This window comes from Pseudomonas sp. CFII64 (assembly GCF_000416235.1).
Classification (GTDB): domain Bacteria; phylum Pseudomonadota; class Gammaproteobacteria; order Pseudomonadales; family Pseudomonadaceae; genus Aquipseudomonas.
On the sequence record NZ_ATLO01000004.1, the window covers coordinates 262,147 to 279,922 of the forward strand.

17 protein-coding genes are annotated in these 17,776 nt (G+C 59.6%); 11 read left to right on the forward strand and 6 right to left on the reverse strand.

Translation table 11 applies throughout. The features are described from left to right. The first annotated feature begins 96 nt into the window (after window positions 1–96). Both CFII64_RS02005 and fhuF read left to right on the forward strand, forming a co-directional pair. Window positions 97–1,707, forward strand: coding sequence for an ATP-binding protein (locus tag CFII64_RS02005; protein WP_020289079.1), 1,611 nt, complete (start codon window positions 97–99; stop codon window positions 1,705–1,707). Next, window positions 1,665–2,378, forward strand: a complete 714-nt coding sequence (gene fhuF, locus CFII64_RS02010) for a siderophore-iron reductase FhuF (RefSeq protein ID WP_044901088.1) — start codon at window positions 1,665–1,667, stop codon at window positions 2,376–2,378. Before CFII64_RS02005 ends, fhuF begins: the two co-directional genes overlap by 43 nt. Before the next feature lie 133 nt (window positions 2,379–2,511). On the opposite strand, the gene CFII64_RS02015 is transcribed toward fhuF, so the two are convergent. Then, window positions 2,512–3,237 (reverse strand): 4'-phosphopantetheinyl transferase, encoded by a 726-nt coding sequence (locus CFII64_RS02015; protein ID WP_020289081.1) that lies wholly within the window; start codon window positions 3,235–3,237, stop codon window positions 2,512–2,514. A 276-nt stretch (window positions 3,238–3,513) separates the two neighbouring features. Further along, window positions 3,514–4,308: a dienelactone hydrolase family protein gene (locus tag CFII64_RS02020; protein WP_020289082.1), complete on the reverse strand. Its 795-nt coding sequence runs from the start codon at window positions 4,306–4,308 to the stop codon at window positions 3,514–3,516. 204 nt (window positions 4,309–4,512) lie between these two features. Here CFII64_RS02020 and CFII64_RS02025 point away from each other — a divergent pair, with 204 nt between their 5' ends. The 6 genes from CFII64_RS02025 (at window position 4,513) to CFII64_RS02050 (ending at window position 11,761) form a co-directional block, all read left to right on the forward strand. Next, complete coding sequence (locus CFII64_RS02025) at window positions 4,513–4,947, forward strand: hypothetical protein (RefSeq protein WP_020289083.1); 435 nt, start codon at window positions 4,513–4,515, stop codon at window positions 4,945–4,947. Between the two features lie 68 nt (window positions 4,948–5,015). Next, window positions 5,016–5,693, forward strand: a complete 678-nt coding sequence (locus CFII64_RS02030; protein ID WP_020289084.1) for a response regulator transcription factor — start codon at window positions 5,016–5,018, stop codon at window positions 5,691–5,693. Next, entirely contained in the window at window positions 5,690–7,027 is a 1,338-nt protein-coding gene (locus CFII64_RS02035) for an ATP-binding protein (RefSeq protein WP_020289085.1), read from the forward strand. Before CFII64_RS02030 ends, CFII64_RS02035 begins: the two co-directional genes overlap by 4 nt. Window positions 7,028–7,512: 485 nt before the next feature. Then, window positions 7,513–8,871, forward strand: coding sequence for a dicarboxylate/amino acid:cation symporter (locus CFII64_RS02040; RefSeq protein ID WP_020289086.1), 1,359 nt, complete (start codon window positions 7,513–7,515; stop codon window positions 8,869–8,871). A 117-nt stretch (window positions 8,872–8,988) separates the two neighbouring features. Further along, window positions 8,989–10,170 carry a CaiB/BaiF CoA-transferase family protein gene (locus CFII64_RS02045; protein ID WP_020289087.1) on the forward strand — a complete coding sequence of 394 codons (1,182 nt, stop codon included), beginning with the start codon at window positions 8,989–8,991 and terminating at the stop codon, window positions 10,168–10,170. A 256-nt stretch (window positions 10,171–10,426) separates the two neighbouring features. Beyond that, window positions 10,427–11,761, forward strand: a complete 1,335-nt coding sequence (locus CFII64_RS02050) for an IS110 family transposase (RefSeq protein WP_020289088.1) — start codon at window positions 10,427–10,429, stop codon at window positions 11,759–11,761. Between the two features lie 504 nt (window positions 11,762–12,265). Here CFII64_RS02050 and CFII64_RS02055 read toward each other — a convergent pair. Together CFII64_RS02055 and CFII64_RS02060 are read right to left on the reverse strand one after the other, a co-directional pair. Beyond that, a complete protein-coding gene (locus CFII64_RS02055) occupies window positions 12,266–12,760 on the reverse strand; it encodes a SprT family zinc-dependent metalloprotease (protein ID WP_020289089.1) in 495 nt (164 codons plus the stop codon). Window positions 12,761–12,992: 232 nt separating this feature from the next. After that, window positions 12,993–13,595 (reverse strand): Yip1 family protein, encoded by a 603-nt coding sequence (locus tag CFII64_RS02060; protein ID WP_020289090.1) that lies wholly within the window; start codon window positions 13,593–13,595, stop codon window positions 12,993–12,995. Between the two features lie 338 nt (window positions 13,596–13,933). Between CFII64_RS02060 and ttcA the strand changes: the two genes are divergently transcribed. The 3 genes from ttcA to CFII64_RS02075 all read left to right on the forward strand — a co-directional run bounded on the left by ttcA (window position 13,934) and on the right by CFII64_RS02075 (window position 15,510). After that, window positions 13,934–14,758 carry a tRNA 2-thiocytidine(32) synthetase TtcA gene (gene ttcA, locus CFII64_RS02065; RefSeq protein WP_020289091.1) on the forward strand — a complete coding sequence of 275 codons (825 nt, stop codon included), beginning with the start codon at window positions 13,934–13,936 and terminating at the stop codon, window positions 14,756–14,758. Window positions 14,759–14,857: 99 nt separating this feature from the next. Next, window positions 14,858–15,148, forward strand: coding sequence for a type II toxin-antitoxin system ParD family antitoxin (locus CFII64_RS02070; RefSeq protein ID WP_020289092.1), 291 nt, complete (start codon window positions 14,858–14,860; stop codon window positions 15,146–15,148). A 2-nt stretch (window positions 15,149–15,150) separates the two neighbouring features. Continuing rightward, on the forward strand, window positions 15,151–15,510 hold the full coding sequence (locus CFII64_RS02075; RefSeq protein ID WP_020289093.1) for a type II toxin-antitoxin system RelE/ParE family toxin: 360 nt from the start codon (window positions 15,151–15,153) through the stop codon (window positions 15,508–15,510). 75 nt (window positions 15,511–15,585) lie between these two features. Here CFII64_RS02075 and CFII64_RS02080 read toward each other — a convergent pair whose 3' ends face one another. Continuing rightward, window positions 15,586–16,503: a dihydrodipicolinate synthase family protein gene (locus CFII64_RS02080; RefSeq protein ID WP_020289094.1), complete on the reverse strand. Its 918-nt coding sequence runs from the start codon at window positions 16,501–16,503 to the stop codon at window positions 15,586–15,588. Window positions 16,504–16,726: 223 nt separating this feature from the next. Then, the gene (locus CFII64_RS02085; RefSeq protein ID WP_020289095.1) at window positions 16,727–17,764 is read right to left on the reverse strand and encodes a proline racemase family protein; all 1,038 of its coding nucleotides are present in this window, start codon (window positions 17,762–17,764) and stop codon (window positions 16,727–16,729) included. Window positions 17,765–17,776 lie beyond the last annotated feature (12 nt).

The window sequence follows — 17,776 nt, forward strand, 5'->3', positions numbered from 1 at the left end:
CGGTCTGAAACCCCGTCTTCGCGGGCTAGCCTCGCTCCCACAGGTGCCCGGTTCGCCGCGTAACAGCGTGATGTCAGTGATACGGCGGTTTCCTTTATGAACTCAATCTTCCTGCGCATCTACGGCGGCATGCTCGGCGTGCTGGTTCTGGTCGCACTGCTGGGCGTGTTGAGCCTGCACCTGCTCAATCAGGTTCGCACCGAGCAGTATCGGGATCAGCTGGCCCACGGCACCTTTGCCTTGATGGCCGACAATCTGCAACTGATGGATGCGATCGAGCGTCATCGTGCCCTCGCGGTGTGGGAGCGGTTGCTCGGCATTCCGCTGACCCTGCAAACCGCCGAGCAGGCGCAGGTGAGCGGCAGCACGCGCAATCGCCTGCAACGCGGGCAAGTGGTGGTGGAACAGACGGGCCCGCACGCCGCCAAGGTTTACCGGCAGATCAGCAACAGCGAGCCGTTGCTGCTGACCGGCGAAGTGCAACAGATCACCGAGCAGCTGGCGCGGGCGACAATTTTCCTGTTGATCGATGAACTGGTGCGTTTCCCGGTCACCGAGCAGCCGGCCCGCCTCGAAGCGTTGCGCCTGAGCAAGGGCTTTGGTTTCGATCTGCAACTGATCCCGCTGGACAAGGCCGATGTGGATGATGATCAGCGCCGCCGGGTTTATGAGGGCGATACCGTCATGGCGTTGGGCAAGGGCGGTGATTCGATCCGGGTGTTTGCCGGCATCGTCGACACGCCTTGGGTGCTGGAAATCGGCCCGTTGTATCAGATGAGTCCCTATCCGCCTGAGTTGTTGGTGTTGATCGCTTTTCTTGGGCTGTGTCTGATCGGTCTGGTGGTGTATTTGCTGGTGCGTCGCCTTGAGCGGCGGCTGCTGGAACTGGAAGCCGCCGCGACGCTGCTTGCCCAGGGCAGCCTGGAAACCCGAGTGCCGGACTCGGGCGCGGATTCGGTCGGCCGGCTGGCCGTGGCGTTCAATGGCATGGCCGAGCACTTGCAACGCTCCCTGACCATTCAGCGTGAACTGGTGCGCGCCGTGTCCCATGAACTGCGCACGCCTGTGGCGCGCCTGCGCTTCGGGCTGGAAATGATCGGCGACGCCACAACGCCGGAAGCCCGGCATAAATACATGGTCGGCATGGACAGCGATATCCAGGACCTCGACAAGCTGGTGGATGAAATGCTGACCTATGCGCGCCTGGAACAGGGCGCGCCGACCCTGAATTTCCAGAGCATCGATCTGCAGCGTTTACTTGATCAAGTGATCGCCGAGCTGGCGCCATTGCGCGCCGATGTGCGTGTGTCGTGCGGCGTTTGTACCGAGCTTGCCGAGGGCGAGACCGCCTGGGTTGAGGCTGAGCCACGCTACCTGCATCGGGCGCTGCAGAATCTGGTGAGCAATGCGATACGTCATGCTGAATCCGAGGTGCGGATCAGCTTCGAACTGTCGCCGGATCGTTGCCGCATCGATATCGAAGACGACGGACCGGGCATTCCCGAAAGCGCCTGGGACCGCATCTTCACGCCTTTCATGCGCCTGGATGACAGCCGCACCCGGGCATCCGGCGGCCATGGCTTGGGGTTGTCGATCGTGCGGCGCATCATCCACTGGCATGGCGGTCGTGCCTTGATCGGCCGCAGTTCCAGCCTGGGCGGCGCCTGTTTCAGCCTGGCCTGGCCGCGCACGCAGGAGCCGCAATGAAGCTTGCCGGTGCGTTGGAGCCATTCGGACGCACGCTGCTGGCCGCCGACACTGCACAGCCGTTGCAGGGCATGCCGGAACTGCTCAGGCCCGAGGTGCTGGATGCGCTGCTCTTGAAGGTCTACGGCGCGCAATTAGTGGCCAGCCATTTGCCGGTGCTGGTGTCTCAGTGGTCCAAGTATTACTTCATGCAGCTGATCCCGCCGGTGCTGGTTGGTGGCTTGCTGAGCGACTGGCGCTGGCCGCTGGCCCTCGAACAGGTGAGTCTGGCGCTGGATGAGCGCGGCTTGCCTGCAGGTGTCTGGCTCGGTGCGGGCCGGGCTTGCCATCTTGAAAGTCCTGAGCCTTTTGCCGAATTGCTCGATGACAATTTGCAGCCGTTCATTGCGGCATTAGCGGCATACGGCGGCGTAGCGAGCAGCGTTCTGTGGGGCAACGCCGGGGATTATCTGGAAACCTGCCTGCAACAGCTGCGCCCGCTAACCGACAAACCACTGGATGACGGCTATGCGCTGCTTGATCTCAAACAGCGGCTGGATGGAAGACCGAACCCATTATTCAAGGCCGTGAGCTATATCGGTAACCCGCCACATCGGCAGCGTCGCAGTTGCTGTTTGAGTTATCAGGTGGAGTGGGTCGGGCGGTGTGAGCATTGCCCATTGAGTGTTTGATTCACCTGTAGGAGGGGACTTGTCCCCGATCACAATGGGTCAGGCAACGAGATTGTCGGGGGTTTGACGACGTCTTCGGGGGCAAGTCCCCTCCTACCTGTTCACGGGCTGTTGCGCGAGGTTGAAACCCTTATCAAGCCGCAATACTCACCAGACTCAACACATGCGCGTCCTGCACGCTGAATTGTCCCTCCAGCTCCTTGCCGCTGTGCCATTCGCTGGACAGGTCGGTCAGCAGGCGCAGGCGGGCGTGGCCGTCTTCGGACCATTCCAGCAGTTGCGCGTGTTCGAAGTAGAAACGCTGTTGCACGATGGGATACAGCGCCTTGAACAGCGCTTCCTTGATGGAAAACGTCAGGGTGACCCGCAACGCGATCTGCTCGGCGGGCCCAGCGGCCATTTGCGCCAGCTCCTCGGGCGTGAGGATTTCTGCGGCTAGTCGCGTGGCGCGTTCCGGGCTGAGCATGTTTTCCGTGTCCAGCCCCAGTCCGCGCCATTGCTGCTTTTGGGCCACGATGGCTGCGGCCCAGCCGGTGCTGTGAGTGATCGACCCGCAAATATCATCCGGCCAGATCGGTGCGCGGTCTTCACCCATGTCGGGCGCCAACTGCCGCCCATCCAGTCGCCGTATGGCCTCCATGGCGCATAGCCGTCCCGCGAGAAACTCGGTCTGCCGCTTGGCCACCGAGCGCTGGATGCTGGCGGGCTGGGCGATCAGGCTGCGCTGGAAGTCACCTTCCACCAGTTGAGCCGGATTGAAGCGACCGCTCACCAACACCGCGCCGTCGAGGATTTTAGGCAATGGCCAATGATGAGTCAGCGCCGGGCAGCAGGCGGGCAGTGTCGTGGTTTGAGTCATGGGCGGCATTTTGCCGGGGGAATCGGAAATGGGGAAGGGCAGTGAGCGTCGGCCAAATTTTGGAAAAGAAGCAAATGCCGTTGGAGATTCTATAGGTGGAATGCCTGGCTGTGGGTGGGCAGTGCCTTTGTGGGAGAGGACTTGTCCTCGATAGCCAGCCCAGACGACCTTGATCCGCCTGACCCACATGCAGTGCTGAAATGACAGCCATCGAGGACAAGTCCTCTCCCACAGGAAGGGGGCATAACCCTGGATTATGCCGCCGCATGGGGGTTTCTACGCTCCAAACACCCGCTTCAAAAATACCTGCATGTCCGTCCACGAACTCTGATCGGCCGCCTTGTCATAGCCGATATCCGGTCCGCCGTGTTCCCCATGGCTGAGGCGGTCGGCGTCGGGGTTGGTGAAGCCGTGTTTGGCGCCTTCGATGCTGACGAACTTGTAGTCGGCACCGGCCTTGTCCATTTCGTTCTTGAATGCCGCGACGTTTTCCGGGGTGACCATGCTGTCCTTGGCGCCGTGTTCCACCAGCATCGGCACTTTCACACTGCCGGGTGTTGCGGGTGTGTTGGTGACCAGCGCGCCGTGGAAGCTGACCACACCGGCCAGCGCCTCACCGCGTCGGGCGGCGTCGAGCACGATCTTGCCACCGAAGCAGTAGCCGATAGCAGCGACCTTGTCCGGGTTGGTCTGCGGCTGTTTCTTCAACTGCTCAAGGCCGGCATCGAACCGCTGGGCGGCGGCGTTGCTGTCCTTGAGCGCCGCCTGCATGAAGGCCATGGCGTCTTTAGGGTGCTCGGTATTCTTGCCTTCGCCGTACATATCAATGGCCATGGCGCTGTAACCCAGCGCAGCCAGTTGGCGGGCGCGGTGCTTGGCGTAGTCATTCAGCCCCCACCATTCGTGGACGACAATGATGCCGGGGCGCTGGCCTTTGATCGCGTCGTCATACGCGTAATAACCCACCAGCTTGCTGCCGTCGGCGCTTTGGTAGTCCACCTGTCGAGTCTTGATTTCCGCCTGGGCCAGGCCTGCCAGGCCCATCATCAGCAATGCAATCCAGAAACGCATGATCAGCTCCTTATCTTATTAAGCGCGGTATCGCGGGATGATGGGCAAGCCTAGTCGATTGTGCCCGTCGTGTGGCAGCGAGTGCGGTAGATAATTATTCAACCGTCGGACATGGCCTATGAGAGGGTGTTCAGGGGCGGTTCAGGGCACCGGGATTAGTCTGAACCCGTACTCAGACAGCGCGATGCGCGAGCGGAGGTGACTATGCTGACATTCAACAAGTTTTTCCTGGCCCTGGCTTTTCTCGGTGGAAGTGCGGCTGCGCAGGCCGCCGATGGCGCGCTGGAACTGACACCGCCGCCGCCGGGCAAGACCAGCGAGCGCATGGACCGAACCGAGAGCGAACTGCGTCACGGGACGAGCAATGTGTGGAGCCAGGGCTTGAGCCAGCAGAATGCCGATCATCCGCACGCAGGCCAGCCGTATTATTCAACCAGTTACCCGGTGCTTTCCGGCACCCACAACGGGCGGCCGGTAGCCGAGCACAGTCTGTCTGGCCATTACGATCCGGGCCTGACGCAGATCGGCAGCACTAATCTGTTCGGCGCTGGCACAATCGACCCGGGCGATTCGGTTCAGGCGTCGACGCGTTTGACCGGCAGCCCGCAAGGCTGGCTGCCGACGCAGTACCGGTTGTGATTGACCGATCAGGCCTGCGCAAGATCTGAAATTTCATTAAATTGAGCTGGCATGCCCAGGAGAGCGTCATGAAGTTGTTGGTGGTTGAGGACGAGGCCTTGTTGCGGCATCACTTGCTGACCCGGCTGACTGAATCCGGTCACGTGGTCGAGGCGGTGGCCAATGCCGAGGAGGCGCTTTATCAGGCCGGACAGTTCAATCACGACCTCGCGGTGATCGACCTTGGGCTGCCCGGAATGGGCGGTCTGGACCTGATTCGCCAGTTGCGCGCCCAGGGCAAGGCGTTTCCGATCCTGATCCTGACGGCGCGGGGCAACTGGCAGGACAAGGTTGAAGGGCTGGCTGCGGGCGCGGATGACTACGTGGTCAAGCCGTTCCAGTTCGAAGAGCTGGAAGCCCGCCTCAATGCGCTGCTGCGGCGCTCCAGCGGTTTCATTCAGGCGACGATTGTCGCCGGGCCGCTGCTGCTCGATCTCAACCGCAAGCAGGCGTCCATGGACGAGCAGCCGCTGGCGCTGACCGCCTATGAATACCGGATTCTCGAATACCTGATGCGCCATCATCAACAAGTGGTGCCCAAAGAGCGCCTGATGGAGCAGTTGTACCCAGATGATGACGAGCGCGATCCAAACGTGATCGAGGTACTGGTCGGGCGTCTGCGCCGCAAAATCGAAGGGCCCAATGCCTTCAAGCCTATCGAGACCGTGCGCGGGCTGGGTTACCTGTTTTCCGAGCGCTGTAAATGATTCGTTCGCTGCACCTGCGGCTGCTGATCGGTGCCGCGACCCTGGCGGTGATTTTCATGCTGCTGATGCTGCCTGCCCTGCAAGGCGCGTTCAGTCTGGCATTGCGCGGTTCCATCGAGCAGCGCCTGGCCTCCGACGTCACGACGCTGATTTCCGCCGCGCGGGTCGAAGATGGGCGCCTGTTGATGCCGTCGGTGCTGCCGGGCGAGCAGTTCAATCTGCCGTCGAGCCGCCTGTTGGGCTACATCTATAACCGCCAGGGCGAACTGGTCTGGCGTTCGCTGGCCACCAAAGACGAATTCATCGATTACCAGCCGCGTTATGACGGCAATGGCAGTGAGTTCGCCAAGATCAAAGAACCCAACGGCGAAGAGTTTTTCGTCTATGACGTGGAAATCAAGCTGCTCGGCGGGCGTAATGCCGCGTTCAGCATCGTCGCCTTGCAACCGGTGCGCGAGTATCAGGAAACCGTGGCGGCGCTGCGGGAAAAATTGTATCTGGGCTTCGGCGCCGCCTTATTGGTGTTGTTGGCGCTGCTCTGGATCGGTCTGACCTGGGGCTTGCGCGCGTTACGCGGCTTGAGTCAGGAGCTCGATCAGGTGGAATCCGGCGCGCGAGACAGCCTGAGTGAAAGTCATCCCAGTGAACTGTTGCGGCTGACCGGTTCCTTGAACCGACTGCTGCTCAGCGAGCGCGAGCAGCGCATCCGTTATCGCGATTCTCTCGGCGATCTGGCCCATAGCCTGAAAACCCCATTGGCGGTCTTGCAGGGCGTCAGCGAAACCATGGCCAAACGCCCGGAAGACCTGGAGCAGGCGCGCATTCTGCAATCGCAGATCGAGCGCATGAGCCAGCAGATCGGTTACCAGCTGCAACGCGCCAGCCTGCGCAAGAGCGGTCTGGTGCGCCATCACGTGGCGTTGCGGCCGGTGGTAGAAAGCCTGTGCAACACGCTGGAAAAGGTTTACCGCGACAAGCAGGTCAAGGTCACGCTGGATCTGCCCGAGGAGTGCGTGGTGCCCATGGAGCAGGGCGCTTTGCTGGAAATGCTCGGCAATCTGCTGGAAAACGCCTATCGCCTGTGCCTGAGCGAAGTGCGAGTCAGCCTGCGCTCCGGTGAAGATGGCGATGAGTTGTGTGTCGAAGACGACGGGCCCGGCGTTCCCACAAGCCAGCGCGAGCGCATCCTGCAACGGGGCGAGCGGCTGGATCGCCAGAACCCTGGGCAGGGCATCGGTCTGGCGGTGGTCAAGGACATCATCGAAAGCTATGGCGCGCGGCTGACCCTGGAGGATTCGTCTTTGGGGGGCGCGGCGTTCAGGATTCATTTCTGAACTTCGCACGTCCCGTCTTGATCCTCATCGATCCCGTAGGACCGGCTTTAGCCGGGAGGAGGCCGGTTCATTCGCAGCAGTTGCGTCGTCAGGCCTTGCGCCCTCCCGGCTAAAGCCGGTCCTACGGATCCTCTGTTGGTCTCGCGTCGGGTTTTGTGCACCTGCCCATCGCTTCGCCAACAAGTTGGCTCCTACGAAAAAAGCGCTGTGAGGCGGATACCCGCCACCGCCGCCGATAATTTCCGGCTTATGGGCGGAAAACCGCCAGCCTCATGGCGGCTCAGTAAGTCCTTTCGTCAGCAACCCCCCGCATCCATTGGTTGTCAGCTACTTTTTCGGAACTGGCACGCACCTTGCGATATGTGCGGTAGAGGTCTGCCCCGTGCAGCTCGCCAAAACAAATCCCTCCAGTTGCAGGAGGGTTAGCTCGTTAGGTGCCGCGTGCGTCAGTTGGATGATGCGACGACACTCTTGAGGACTTCAACATGACGACTCGTCAGCCCCTGTATAAATCCCTGTACTTCCAGGTGATCGTAGCAATCGTGATCGGCGTTCTGATCGGCCACTTCTATCCGGATACCGGCAAGGCCCTCAAGCCGCTGGGCGACGGATTCATCAAACTGATCAAGATGGTCATTGCCCCAATCATCTTCTGCACTGTGGTCAGCGGTATCGCTGGTATGCAGAACATGAAGTCGGTCGGCAAGACCGGTGGCTACGCGCTGCTGTACTTCGAAATCGTTTCTACTATTGCCTTGCTGATCGGTCTGATCGTGGTCAACGTTGTTCAGCCGGGCGCCGGCATGAACATCGACGTCACCACGCTGGATGCCTCGAAAATCGCCGCTTACGTAACCGCGGGTAAAGACCAGAGCATCGTTGGCTTCATCCTTAACGTGATCCCGAACACCATTGTCGGTGCCTTCGCCAACGGCGACATCCTGCAAGTCTTGATGTTCTCGGTGATCTTCGGCTTCGCGCTGCATCGCCTGGGTGCCTACGGCAAGCCGGTCCTGGACTTCATCGATCGCTTCGCTCACGTGATGTTCAACATCATCAACATGATCATGAAGCTGGCGCCACTGGGTGCTTTCGGCGCCATGGCGTTCACCATCGGTGCCTACGGCGTGAGCTCGCTGGTGCAGTTGGGTCAGTTGATGATCTGCTTCTACATCACCTGCGTCGTGTTTGTTCTGGTCGTGCTGGGCGGTATCGCTCGCGCTCACGGTTTCAGCATCATCAAGCTGATCCGCTATATCCGTGAAGAGCTGCTGATCGTGCTGGGTACTTCCTCCTCGGAATCGGCCCTGCCACGCATGCTGATCAAGATGGAACGCCTGGGTGCACAGAAGTCGGTAGTAGGTCTGGTGATCCCGACCGGCTACTCGTTCAACCTGGACGGTACGTCGATCTACCTGACCATGGCGGCCGTGTTCATCGCTCAGGCGACCAACACCCACATGGACATCACGCACCAGATCACTCTGCTGCTGGTGCTGCTGCTGTCGTCCAAAGGTGCTGCTGGCGTAACCGGTAGCGGCTTTATCGTACTGGCTGCAACCCTGTCGGCTGTTGGTCACCTGCCGGTTGCCGGTCTGGCGCTGATCCTGGGTATCGACCGCTTCATGTCTGAAGCCCGCGCACTGACCAACCTGGTGGGCAACGCGGTTGCCACGCTGGTGGTTGCCAAGTGGGTCGGCGAACTCGACAACGACCAGCTGCAATCGGAGCTGCTCTCTGGCGGCCGTGGCATCGACAACACCGGTCCAGTAGATGATCTGGGCGTAGCAGAACTGGCTCCTGAGCCGCTGACGCGTCCTATCCCGACACGTAAACCTGTCTAAGGGTACGCGTCGCACAAAAAACCCATCTTCGGATGGGTTTTTTTATGCCTGCGATTGCCCGGCAGGATGTTCAACCGGGCTACGCTGAACGCACCTCAGTCTTGCCAAGGAGCGTTCATGCAAGGGCCGTTGTCGTCACTCAAAGTGCTGGATTTTTCAACCCTGCTGCCGGGTCCGTTCGCGTCGTTGTTGCTGGCCGACATGGGCGCCGAAGTGCTGCGCATCGAATCGCCGACCCGCCCCGATCTGCTGCGCCTCCTGCCGCCGCACGACCAAGGCACGTCCGCCAGCCACGCCTGGCTGAACCGCAACAAACGCAGTCTGGCGCTGGACTTGAAGCAGCCCGCCGCGCTGGAGGTGATCAGGCGCCTGGTGTTGGAGTACGACATCGTCCTGGAACAATTCCGCCCCGGCGTGATGGATCGACTGGGGATTGGCTACGAAGCCCTCAAGGCGCTCAATCCACGCCTGATCTACGTCGCGATCACCGGTTATGGCCAGACCGGGCCGTACCGCGACCGGGCGGGGCATGACATCAATTACCTGGCGCTCGCCGGCGTTGCCAGCTACACCGGGCGATGTGAAAGCGGGCCGGTGCCGTTGGGGATTCAGGCGGCTGACGTGGCGGGCGGTTCGCTGCATGGCGTGATCGGTTTGCTGGCCGCCGTGGTCGCGCGTCAGCAAACCGGGTTGGGGCAATACGTCGATGTGAGTATGACCGACTGCGCGTTCAGCCTTAACGCCATGGCCGGCGCGGGTTATCTGGCCTGTGGGGTCGAACCTGAGCGGGAGAATCAGTTGCTCAACGGCGGCAGCTTTTATGACTACTACCGCAGTCGCGACGGGCGCTGGTTTGCCGTGGGCAGCCTCGAACCGGCATTCATGCAGGCGTTGTGCACTGCGCTGGACAGGCCGGAGTTGGCGACGCAAGGCTTGTCTTCTTCGCCAGAGGTCCAGGCCGCGCTGAAAAACGAGCTGAGCATGGAGTTCGAAAAGCGCGGTTTCGCCGAGTTGCAGGCATGTTTTGCACAGATCGATGCCTGTGTCGAACCGGTACTGAGCCTGTCCGAAGCAGTGCTGCATCCGCAATTGCAGGCGCGGGAGCTGGTCACTCAGGTGCCGAGAGAGGATGGCAGCACTCAGGCGCAAATTGCCTGTCCCCTGAAGTTCGCCGATGGCCTGGCGGGACCCCGCCATATTGGCGCGAAGTTAGGCGCGCACAGTGAAGAGGTGCTGGTGGAGTTGGGGTTTTCTGTCGATGAGGTCGCCGCGATGCGTGATGCAGGCACCATTCGCTAATGTGTGGACAGTGGGAGGTCTCGCCCGTCTCCGACGCCGCGCTGTCGCGCAGCAAACTGGGCGGGATAAAATTGAAGTGCGCGCGGGGATCGAAACCGTAGCCTTCACTGGTGTGTCAGCACCCGCGTGGGAGAGTGGTTCGCACGGTATCGGCGTGGAGTCGTTGAAGGCACAGCATGCTGTGACCTCGTATAGGAGAGTGAATCCATTCGCCACCGTGTTCCCCGCGCGCCCTTCAATCCTGCGAGGATTTTTTATGGCGCGCAAGAACCAGAAAAAACGTTTCGAGATTGTCCACCACCATTGTGCCGGGATCGATGTCGGCAGCCGTGAGCACTGGGTGGCGGTCGATCCCTCATCCTGCGCTGACTCTGTGCGCAGCTTCACCACATTTACCGACGACCTGATCGCCTTGGCCGACTGGCTTGAATCCCTCAAGATCAGCGTCGTGGCAATGGAAGCGACCGGTGTCTACTGGATTCCAGCGTTCGAGATACTGGATGCTCGTGGTTTCGATGTTTATCTCGTCAATTCCCGAGCCACTCGTCAGGTTTCCGGGCGCAAGTCAGATGTGCTCGATTGCCAGTGGATCTGGCAGCTCATGACGCACGGCCTGCTCAGTGGCGCGTTTCGTCCTTCGGACGAAATCTGCGCGATGCGCTCGCTGGTCCGACAGCGCGCCAACAAGGTTCGCGATCAGGCCAAGTCAATCAATCGCATGCAGAAAGCGCTAAGCCAGATGAACATTCAACTGGCCAATGTCATCAGCGACATTACCGGCGTGACCGGCATGAAGATCATCCGCGCCATTCTTGCAGGAGAGCGCAACCCTAACGTGCTGGCTACTCACCGGGACGGGCGGATCAAGGTTGATCAATCCACCATCGCTCGAAGCTTGCACGGTAATTGGCGGGTAGAGCATTTGCATGCCCTGCGCCAGGAAGTGGAGTGTCAGGACTTCCTTGATCAACAAATTGAGGCATGTGATATCGCAATCGGCCAGTTGCTAGCCCGCTTGCCCACGTTGAGCGAGGACGTAAAAGCCCCCGCCAAAGTCCTACGCAGCCCTCATCGCTCCTCGGCGGATCAACTCATGTTGCACAAGGCGTTGAACCAGATAATGGGCGTAGACCTGACAGCCATCCCGACTATCGGGGTTGATACGGCGTTGGTGCTGGCCAGCGAAACAGGTCCGGACTTGAATCGTTTTCCGACATCTCAGCACTTCTGTTCATGGCTGGGGCTGGCTCCGCCGACGCGGATATCGGGAGGCAAGCAGTTGGCCTCAAAACCCTCGAAAGTGCTCAATCGCTCAGCCCAGGCGCTGAAACAAGCTGCTTCGAATGCACGCAACGACAAGAGCTTCATCGGTGCAAGCCACCGATCAAGATTGGCGAGAATGGACGCAAGCTGCGCCATCAAGGCTACCGCGCATCAATTGGCAAGACTGATTTACGCGATGCTGACCAAAGGCCAGCCCTATGTGGAGCAGGGAATTGAAGCTTATGAAGCCAAAAGCCATGACCGGCAACTGCGAGCCTTGGAACGCAAAGCTCGCAAACTAGGCTACCAGTTGGCACCGGCAGCATGATTTTTTGCTATGAAAAACAAAGGGTAAGGTTCTGTTTGATAGGAGTCCCCCCGTCGTCCAGACGCCGCGCTGTCGCGCAGCAAACATGGGTGCGTCTATGCTTATGGTGTGCGCGGGGCAGAGACCGTAGCCCACACTGGTGTGTTGGCACCCGAATAGGAGAATGGTCCGCACGGCATCGGCGTGAAGTCATTGTCGGCACAGAAAATCTGTGACCACGTATGGGAGAGTGAATCCCTTTAGCCGCCGTGTATCCCGTGAGCCTTGTTGTTAAAAGTTAGAGCAATCCCAGACTGGAAGACCCTCAGGGCCTGCCTTGAAATAGTGCGTGTCCGAAGTAAGGACTGCCTGGGCTTTAGATAAATTTTAAAGCAAAAACAGAGGGTTATATTCTGTTTGATGGGAGCGAGGCTTGCCCGCGAAGGCTTATTTCAAGCCAGTACATCTGTTGGATGTAATGGACTCTTCGCGGGCAAACCTCGCTCCAACAGAACAGAAGCGGTGCTACTCCACCCGCGTCTCACCACTGAACACCAGCGTCTCGCGACACCGCCGACATAAATAACGCCGACCTTTCCTGACCAGTTGGTGGCGCTGGGCGGAAAACGGGAAGTCGCTGCCAGCGCAAGGGCAGCGGTAGATATAACGGGTTACGCTGCGGCGCTTGATGGCGTAGGTGTGGCAACGATTGGGCGGAAGCTCGTACACGCCGCGCATGATCAGCTGCCATTCTTCGCCATGGGGCTGGATGCTATCGCCGAACAGTTGATGGGCGATCAGATGCGCCACTTCATGAGGCACGGTCTGGCGCAGGAAATCTTCGCTGTTCTCGCGGTACAACTGCGGATTGAAACGCAGCATGTTTTCGTGCAAATGCGCGACGCCCGCCTTCTGGCCGCGCAGCTTGAGGCTGACCACCGGGCGTTTGAAAGGGCGTTTGAAAAAAGCTTCGGCTTGTTGGTAACAGACTTCGACACGGGTATTGAGTTGCTCGGCCATGCTTTCTCGATCTCCAGAGAAGCCAAGTATGCCGTAAAGCCGGGGCTAGCCGAAAACCCGAGCTGCCGAATGGTTATAGATCCGCTGAATATTGTGAATGTGGGCAAATACCTTGTAGGACCGGATTCATCCGGGAGGAGGCCGGTGCAGGCGCAGCAATCTTGCTGGCCGGACCGATGCTTTCCCGGATAAATCCGGTCCCACGGGGATTGCGTTGAGCTCCTTCCTTATTTCAATTGGTGTATTCCGGCCCTACACCGATGCCCCACAGGACCACGGTAAACGCCATAATCGCCACCAGCACCACCAATCCCACGGCCAGTACCGAGCTTGAGAACATGAAGCCTTCGTCAGCCGGTATGCCCATGAACGTCGGCAGCCCGACATACAGCAGGTAAACGGTGTGGCAAATGGCCGCCGTGCCGACCAGCATGCCCAGCCACATGTGCGGATAAAGCGCCGCCAGCCCGCCGATGAACAGCGGTGTCGCGGTGTAGGTCGCGAACGCGATGCAGCGCGCCAGACTCGGCGTGGCGTCGTAGGTGCGGGCCATCCAGTGAATGAAACCGCCCATGACGGCGACTCCGGCGAGCATGGCGATGTACGACATGATCGTCATCCACAGCGCGCTTTCATGGGTGAGCATTACCGGTGCTCGATCACCAATCACCCAGCCGACCTGGGTGGTGCCGATATACGCCGAAACCGCGGGGATCGCGGCAAGGATCAGGGTGTGGGTGAGGTACATGTGGCCAATGCTTTCTTCCTCTTCGCCACGTATCTGTTGCCATTCTTGATCGGGATGCGTGAACAGTCCCCAGACGTGATGGATCATGCGTGTCACTCCTTCCGCTCGTGTATGCCGTGCCCGACAAGAGGCGCCTGCGCGGGACAATGCCCTACAGGTACAACTGCGCAGGTAAAAGGCCACAAGCCTGAATGGATCAACGGATGCGACCTCTTCACGCAGTATAGGAAGCCGTGAAGCCGGAAAACCGGGTGGCTTAGAGTGTTTGGCAATGTCAGGGCTGCTGTTAATAGCCGATGGGTGCCGAATTGCGCTTTGGCTGGCATCAGTCATCAGCAGCGGGCGTTCTTTATGCCTGAAATCTTTGTGCGTAAAATGGCCGCTTTTCCAGCTTCCCTCTGTCACAGCAACCGGATATCAGCGCCATGGGCACCCTTTCAGTCAATCAGAACAAACTGCAAAAACGCCTGCGCCGCCAGGCCGGTGAAGCCGTGGCCGACTACAAGATGATTGAAGAGGGCGACAAAGTGATGGTCTGCCTGTCCGGTGGCAAGGACAGCTACACATTGCTCGATGTGCTGCTGCATTTTCAGAAAGTCGCTCCCGTGCGCTTCGATATCGTCGCGGTGAACATGGACCAGAAACAACCGGGCTTTCCCGAGCATGTGCTGCCGGCCTATCTGAAATCACTGGGCGTGGAGTATCACATCGTTGAAAAAGACACCTACTCGCTGGTCAAGGAGCTGATCCCGGAAGGCAAAACCACCTGTTCGCTGTGCTCACGCCTGCGTCGCGGCACGCTGTACACCTTCGCGGATGAAATCGGTGCGACCAAGATGGCGCTCGGTCACCATCGCGACGACATTGTCGAAACCTTCTTCCTTAATATGTTCTTCAACGGCACGCTCAAGGCCATGCCGCCCAAACTGCGCGCCGACGATGGCCGTAACGTGGTGATCCGTCCACTGGCGTACTGCCATGAAAAAGACATCCAGGCCTATTCCGACTTCAAGAACTTCCCGATCATCCCGTGCAACCTCTGCGGCTCCCAGGAAAACCTCCAGCGCCAGGTGGTCAAGGACATGCTGCAGGACTGGGAACGCAAGACCCCCGGCCGCGTCGACAGCATTTTCCGCAGCCTGCAGAACGTCCAGCCCTCACAACTGGCCGACCGCAACCTGTTCGACTTCAGCAACCTGCGCATCGACGAGACGGCGGCGTCGCGGTTTGTGAATGTGGTGAATGTTTGAGGCGTAGGCAGAAGATAACGAAATCTGCCGACGAAAAATCTGCAGGATTGGCATAATATGCCAACCTATCAACCGGTTCTCTCTGCTTCGGAGTAAATCATGGCGACCCGAAATGTTGTCCTCACTGCGCATCAGGAAAAGATCATCAATGATCTGGTGACTTCCGGCCGCTATCAGAACGCCAGCGAAGTGATGCGCGAAGGTCTGCGCCTGTTGGAGCAGCGTGTTGCGCAGGACACCGCAAAGGTCGAGGCGCTTAGGCATGCCACGTCTCTTGGCCTCATGGACCTTGAAGAAGGCCATTTCTCGGCGATAGAAAGCGGCGAGCTTGAGCAGTTCCTTGAAGCGTTGAGTGTCGAAGCGGCCTCGGTAGCGGGGACCCAGCACTGACTATGGCGCAATACCGAATTTCCAATGCTGCTCGCACCGACATTGTCGATATTCTCAGATCTTCCCAGCTTCAATTCAGCGATGCCGCCCGGCATCGATACCAGGCGTTGATACTGACCGCCTTGCAAGAAATCGCGGCATTACCGCAACGAATCGGAACCGCCGGTCGTGACGATGTTGCACCAGGCCTGCGCAGTTATCACCTTACTCACTCGCGTCAGAGCGCCAGGCAGTCCCGTGCCTATGTCAAAAAACCACGGCACATCGTTTTTTATCGGGTGCTGACTGGCGATGTCATTGAGGTGGTCAGGTTGCTACACGATGCAATGGACGTTCAGTTGCATTTTCCTGAAGAGCAGTGAAGTGACAGTGGGAGCGAGTAAACCCGGTCCCACACAGTCTGCACAGTCTTCATTCCCGAGCCAGCCAGGGCCGCCCTACAACCCCACCTCCGGCAGCACCGGCATGTTGGCCATGGCGGTGGCCATCAAGCCTTCGACGTAGATCCGGTCCGCATCCGGCAGGGCCAGGCGGGGTGGGCGGGTCAGGGCGCTGCCGCGTTCCATGATGGCTTCACACAGTTTGATGCACTGGACCAGGTCCGGGCGTGCGTCCAGGTGCAGCAGCGGCATGAACCACTCATAAAGCGCCATGGCTTCGGCGAAGCGCCCGGCTTTGGCCAGACGGAACAGGGTTTCACCTTCTTTCGGGAAGGCATTGGACATGCCTGACACCCAACCCACCGCACCCACGGCAACGCTTTCCACCAACACATCGTCCAGGCCTGCGAACAATATGAAGCGATCGCCGACTTCATTGCGCACATCGATAAAGCGATTGGTGTTGCCGGACGAGTCCTTGAAGCAAACGATATTGTCGCAATCGGCCAGAGAAATCAGGATGTCCGGCGTGACGTCGTTCTTATAAATGGGCGGATTGTTGTAGACCATCATCGGCACATCGGTGGCGGCGGCCACGGTGCGAAAGTGCGCGGCGGTTTCGAACGGCTTGGCCGAATACACCAGCGCTGGCATCAGCATGATCCCGTCGGCACCGGCCTTGGCCACCTGTCGGGCAACGTCACAGGCATTGGCGCTGGTGAACTCGGCGATCCCGGAAATCACCGGCACGCGCCCGGCGGAGGCGTCTTTGGCGACTTCCACCAGACTGATTTTCTCGGCCACGCTCAGCGACGTGTTTTCGCCGACGGTGCCGCAGATCACCAACCCGGAAACGCCATCGCGGACCAGATTGGCAATGACTTTATGCGTAGCTTCCAGATTGACGGAAAAGTCGGCGTTGAATTGAGTGGTGACGGCAGGGAAAACGCCGCTCCAGGATACGTGTTGGCTCATGAGTGACTCCGTTTTGGATGAATGGTATTTCGTATACGGTTATGGTTAAGCAAATTTCGCCCATCGGTGGCTTGTTGTAGGACCGGCTTTAGCCGGGAGGGCAATCGATGCTCTCGCGACTCTCGCGACTAAAGTCGCTCCTACGGTCGCTCCTACGGTCGTTGCTACAGCCTTCACGGGCAAGTCGGAGCAGCGTCCGCCCGCTCCAACAGAGCATTCATATTCAAAGCTGCAACCCCACCGGCCAGGTATCCGATAACTGATAGCCCTCGGGCCATGGGTCGCTTGGGTCCAGCAGATGTTGATGGGTGCCGGTAATCCATGCCCGACCTGACAGCGCCGGAACGATGGCTGGACGCCCGGCAACCTCGGTCAGGCTGTCGATGCGGCAGTTGAATTGCGAACCGATGATCGAACGCCCGACAAAGCGTTCGCCCACCGCCAGCTCGCCTTTGGCATGCAACACCGCCATGCGCGCCGAACAGCCGGTGCCGCACGGCGAGCGGTCGATCTTGCCGGGGCGAATCACCACGGCGTTGGCGGCCGTGGCAACACCTTGTTCGTAATGCAGGGGCGCGGCGATCTGGCAGAAGGAAATGTGTTTCCAGTCCGGATTCAGCGGGTGCTCGAAGCCCAGTTGTTCGTTGGCGGCGAGGGTGATTTTCAGGCCGGTTTCCACCAGATCCTTCGCCTCGTCAGCGGTCAGGGCAAAGCCCAGTCTTGTCGAGTCGACAATCGCGAAACTGTCGCCGCCATAGGCGGTGTCGACCTGGACCGAACCGATCCCCGGCACTTCGATCCATGCACCCAGCCGGTCGGCAAATGACGGCAGGTTGCGCACTTCGACGCTCAGCACTTTGCCGTCCTTGCATTGCGCCACGGCTTCGATCAAACCACCGGGCGCTTCCAGCACCAGCCGGGTTTCCGGTTCGGTCATCGGCAGAATCCCGGTGTCCAGCAGCACCGTGGCCACGCACAGTGAATTGGAACCGGACATCGGTGGCACGTCGGCGGGCTCCATGATGATCCAGCCCATCTGCGCCTTGGGATGTTTCGGTGGCACCAGCAGGTTCACATGGCGGAACACGCCGCCGCGCGGCTCGTTGAGCATGAAATTGCGCAGCACATTGTCACGTTCGATCCAGCGCGATTGCTCCCAGATCGTCTCGCCAGGGGGTGGCGCAACGCCGCCAACGATCACATCGCCGACTTCACCCTCGGCGTGACAACTGACCACATGAATGACTTTCGATGAACGCATCAGTCGGGCCTC

What these genes read in the sequence shown, in the direction of transcription:
- CFII64_RS02005 (WP_020289079.1), top strand. Translation starts at nt 97, where the DNA reads ATGAACTCAATCTTCCTGCGCATCTACGGCGGCATGCTCGGCGTGCTG.
- CFII64_RS02015 (WP_020289081.1), bottom strand. Translation starts at nt 3,237, where the DNA reads ATGACTCAAACCACGACACTGCCCGCCTGCTGCCCGGCGCTGACTCAT.
- CFII64_RS02020 (WP_020289082.1), bottom strand. Translation starts at nt 4,308, where the DNA reads ATGCGTTTCTGGATTGCATTGCTGATGATGGGCCTGGCAGGCCTGGCC.
- CFII64_RS02025 (WP_020289083.1), top strand. Translation starts at nt 4,513, where the DNA reads ATGCTGACATTCAACAAGTTTTTCCTGGCCCTGGCTTTTCTCGGTGGA.
- CFII64_RS02030 (WP_020289084.1), top strand. Translation starts at nt 5,016, where the DNA reads ATGAAGTTGTTGGTGGTTGAGGACGAGGCCTTGTTGCGGCATCACTTG.
- CFII64_RS02035 (WP_020289085.1), top strand. Translation starts at nt 5,690, where the DNA reads ATGATTCGTTCGCTGCACCTGCGGCTGCTGATCGGTGCCGCGACCCTG.
- CFII64_RS02040 (WP_020289086.1), top strand. Translation starts at nt 7,513, where the DNA reads ATGACGACTCGTCAGCCCCTGTATAAATCCCTGTACTTCCAGGTGATC.
- CFII64_RS02045 (WP_020289087.1), top strand. Translation starts at nt 8,989, where the DNA reads ATGCAAGGGCCGTTGTCGTCACTCAAAGTGCTGGATTTTTCAACCCTG.
- CFII64_RS02050 (WP_020289088.1), top strand. Translation starts at nt 10,427, where the DNA reads ATGGCGCGCAAGAACCAGAAAAAACGTTTCGAGATTGTCCACCACCAT.
- CFII64_RS02055 (WP_020289089.1), bottom strand. Translation starts at nt 12,760, where the DNA reads ATGGCCGAGCAACTCAATACCCGTGTCGAAGTCTGTTACCAACAAGCC.
- CFII64_RS02060 (WP_020289090.1), bottom strand. Translation starts at nt 13,595, where the DNA reads ATGATCCATCACGTCTGGGGACTGTTCACGCATCCCGATCAAGAATGG.
- ttcA (WP_020289091.1), top strand. Translation starts at nt 13,934, where the DNA reads ATGGGCACCCTTTCAGTCAATCAGAACAAACTGCAAAAACGCCTGCGC.
- CFII64_RS02070 (WP_020289092.1), top strand. Translation starts at nt 14,858, where the DNA reads ATGGCGACCCGAAATGTTGTCCTCACTGCGCATCAGGAAAAGATCATC.
- CFII64_RS02075 (WP_020289093.1), top strand. Translation starts at nt 15,151, where the DNA reads ATGGCGCAATACCGAATTTCCAATGCTGCTCGCACCGACATTGTCGAT.
- CFII64_RS02080 (WP_020289094.1), bottom strand. Translation starts at nt 16,503, where the DNA reads ATGAGCCAACACGTATCCTGGAGCGGCGTTTTCCCTGCCGTCACCACT.
- CFII64_RS02085 (WP_020289095.1), bottom strand. Translation starts at nt 17,764, where the DNA reads ATGCGTTCATCGAAAGTCATTCATGTGGTCAGTTGTCACGCCGAGGGT.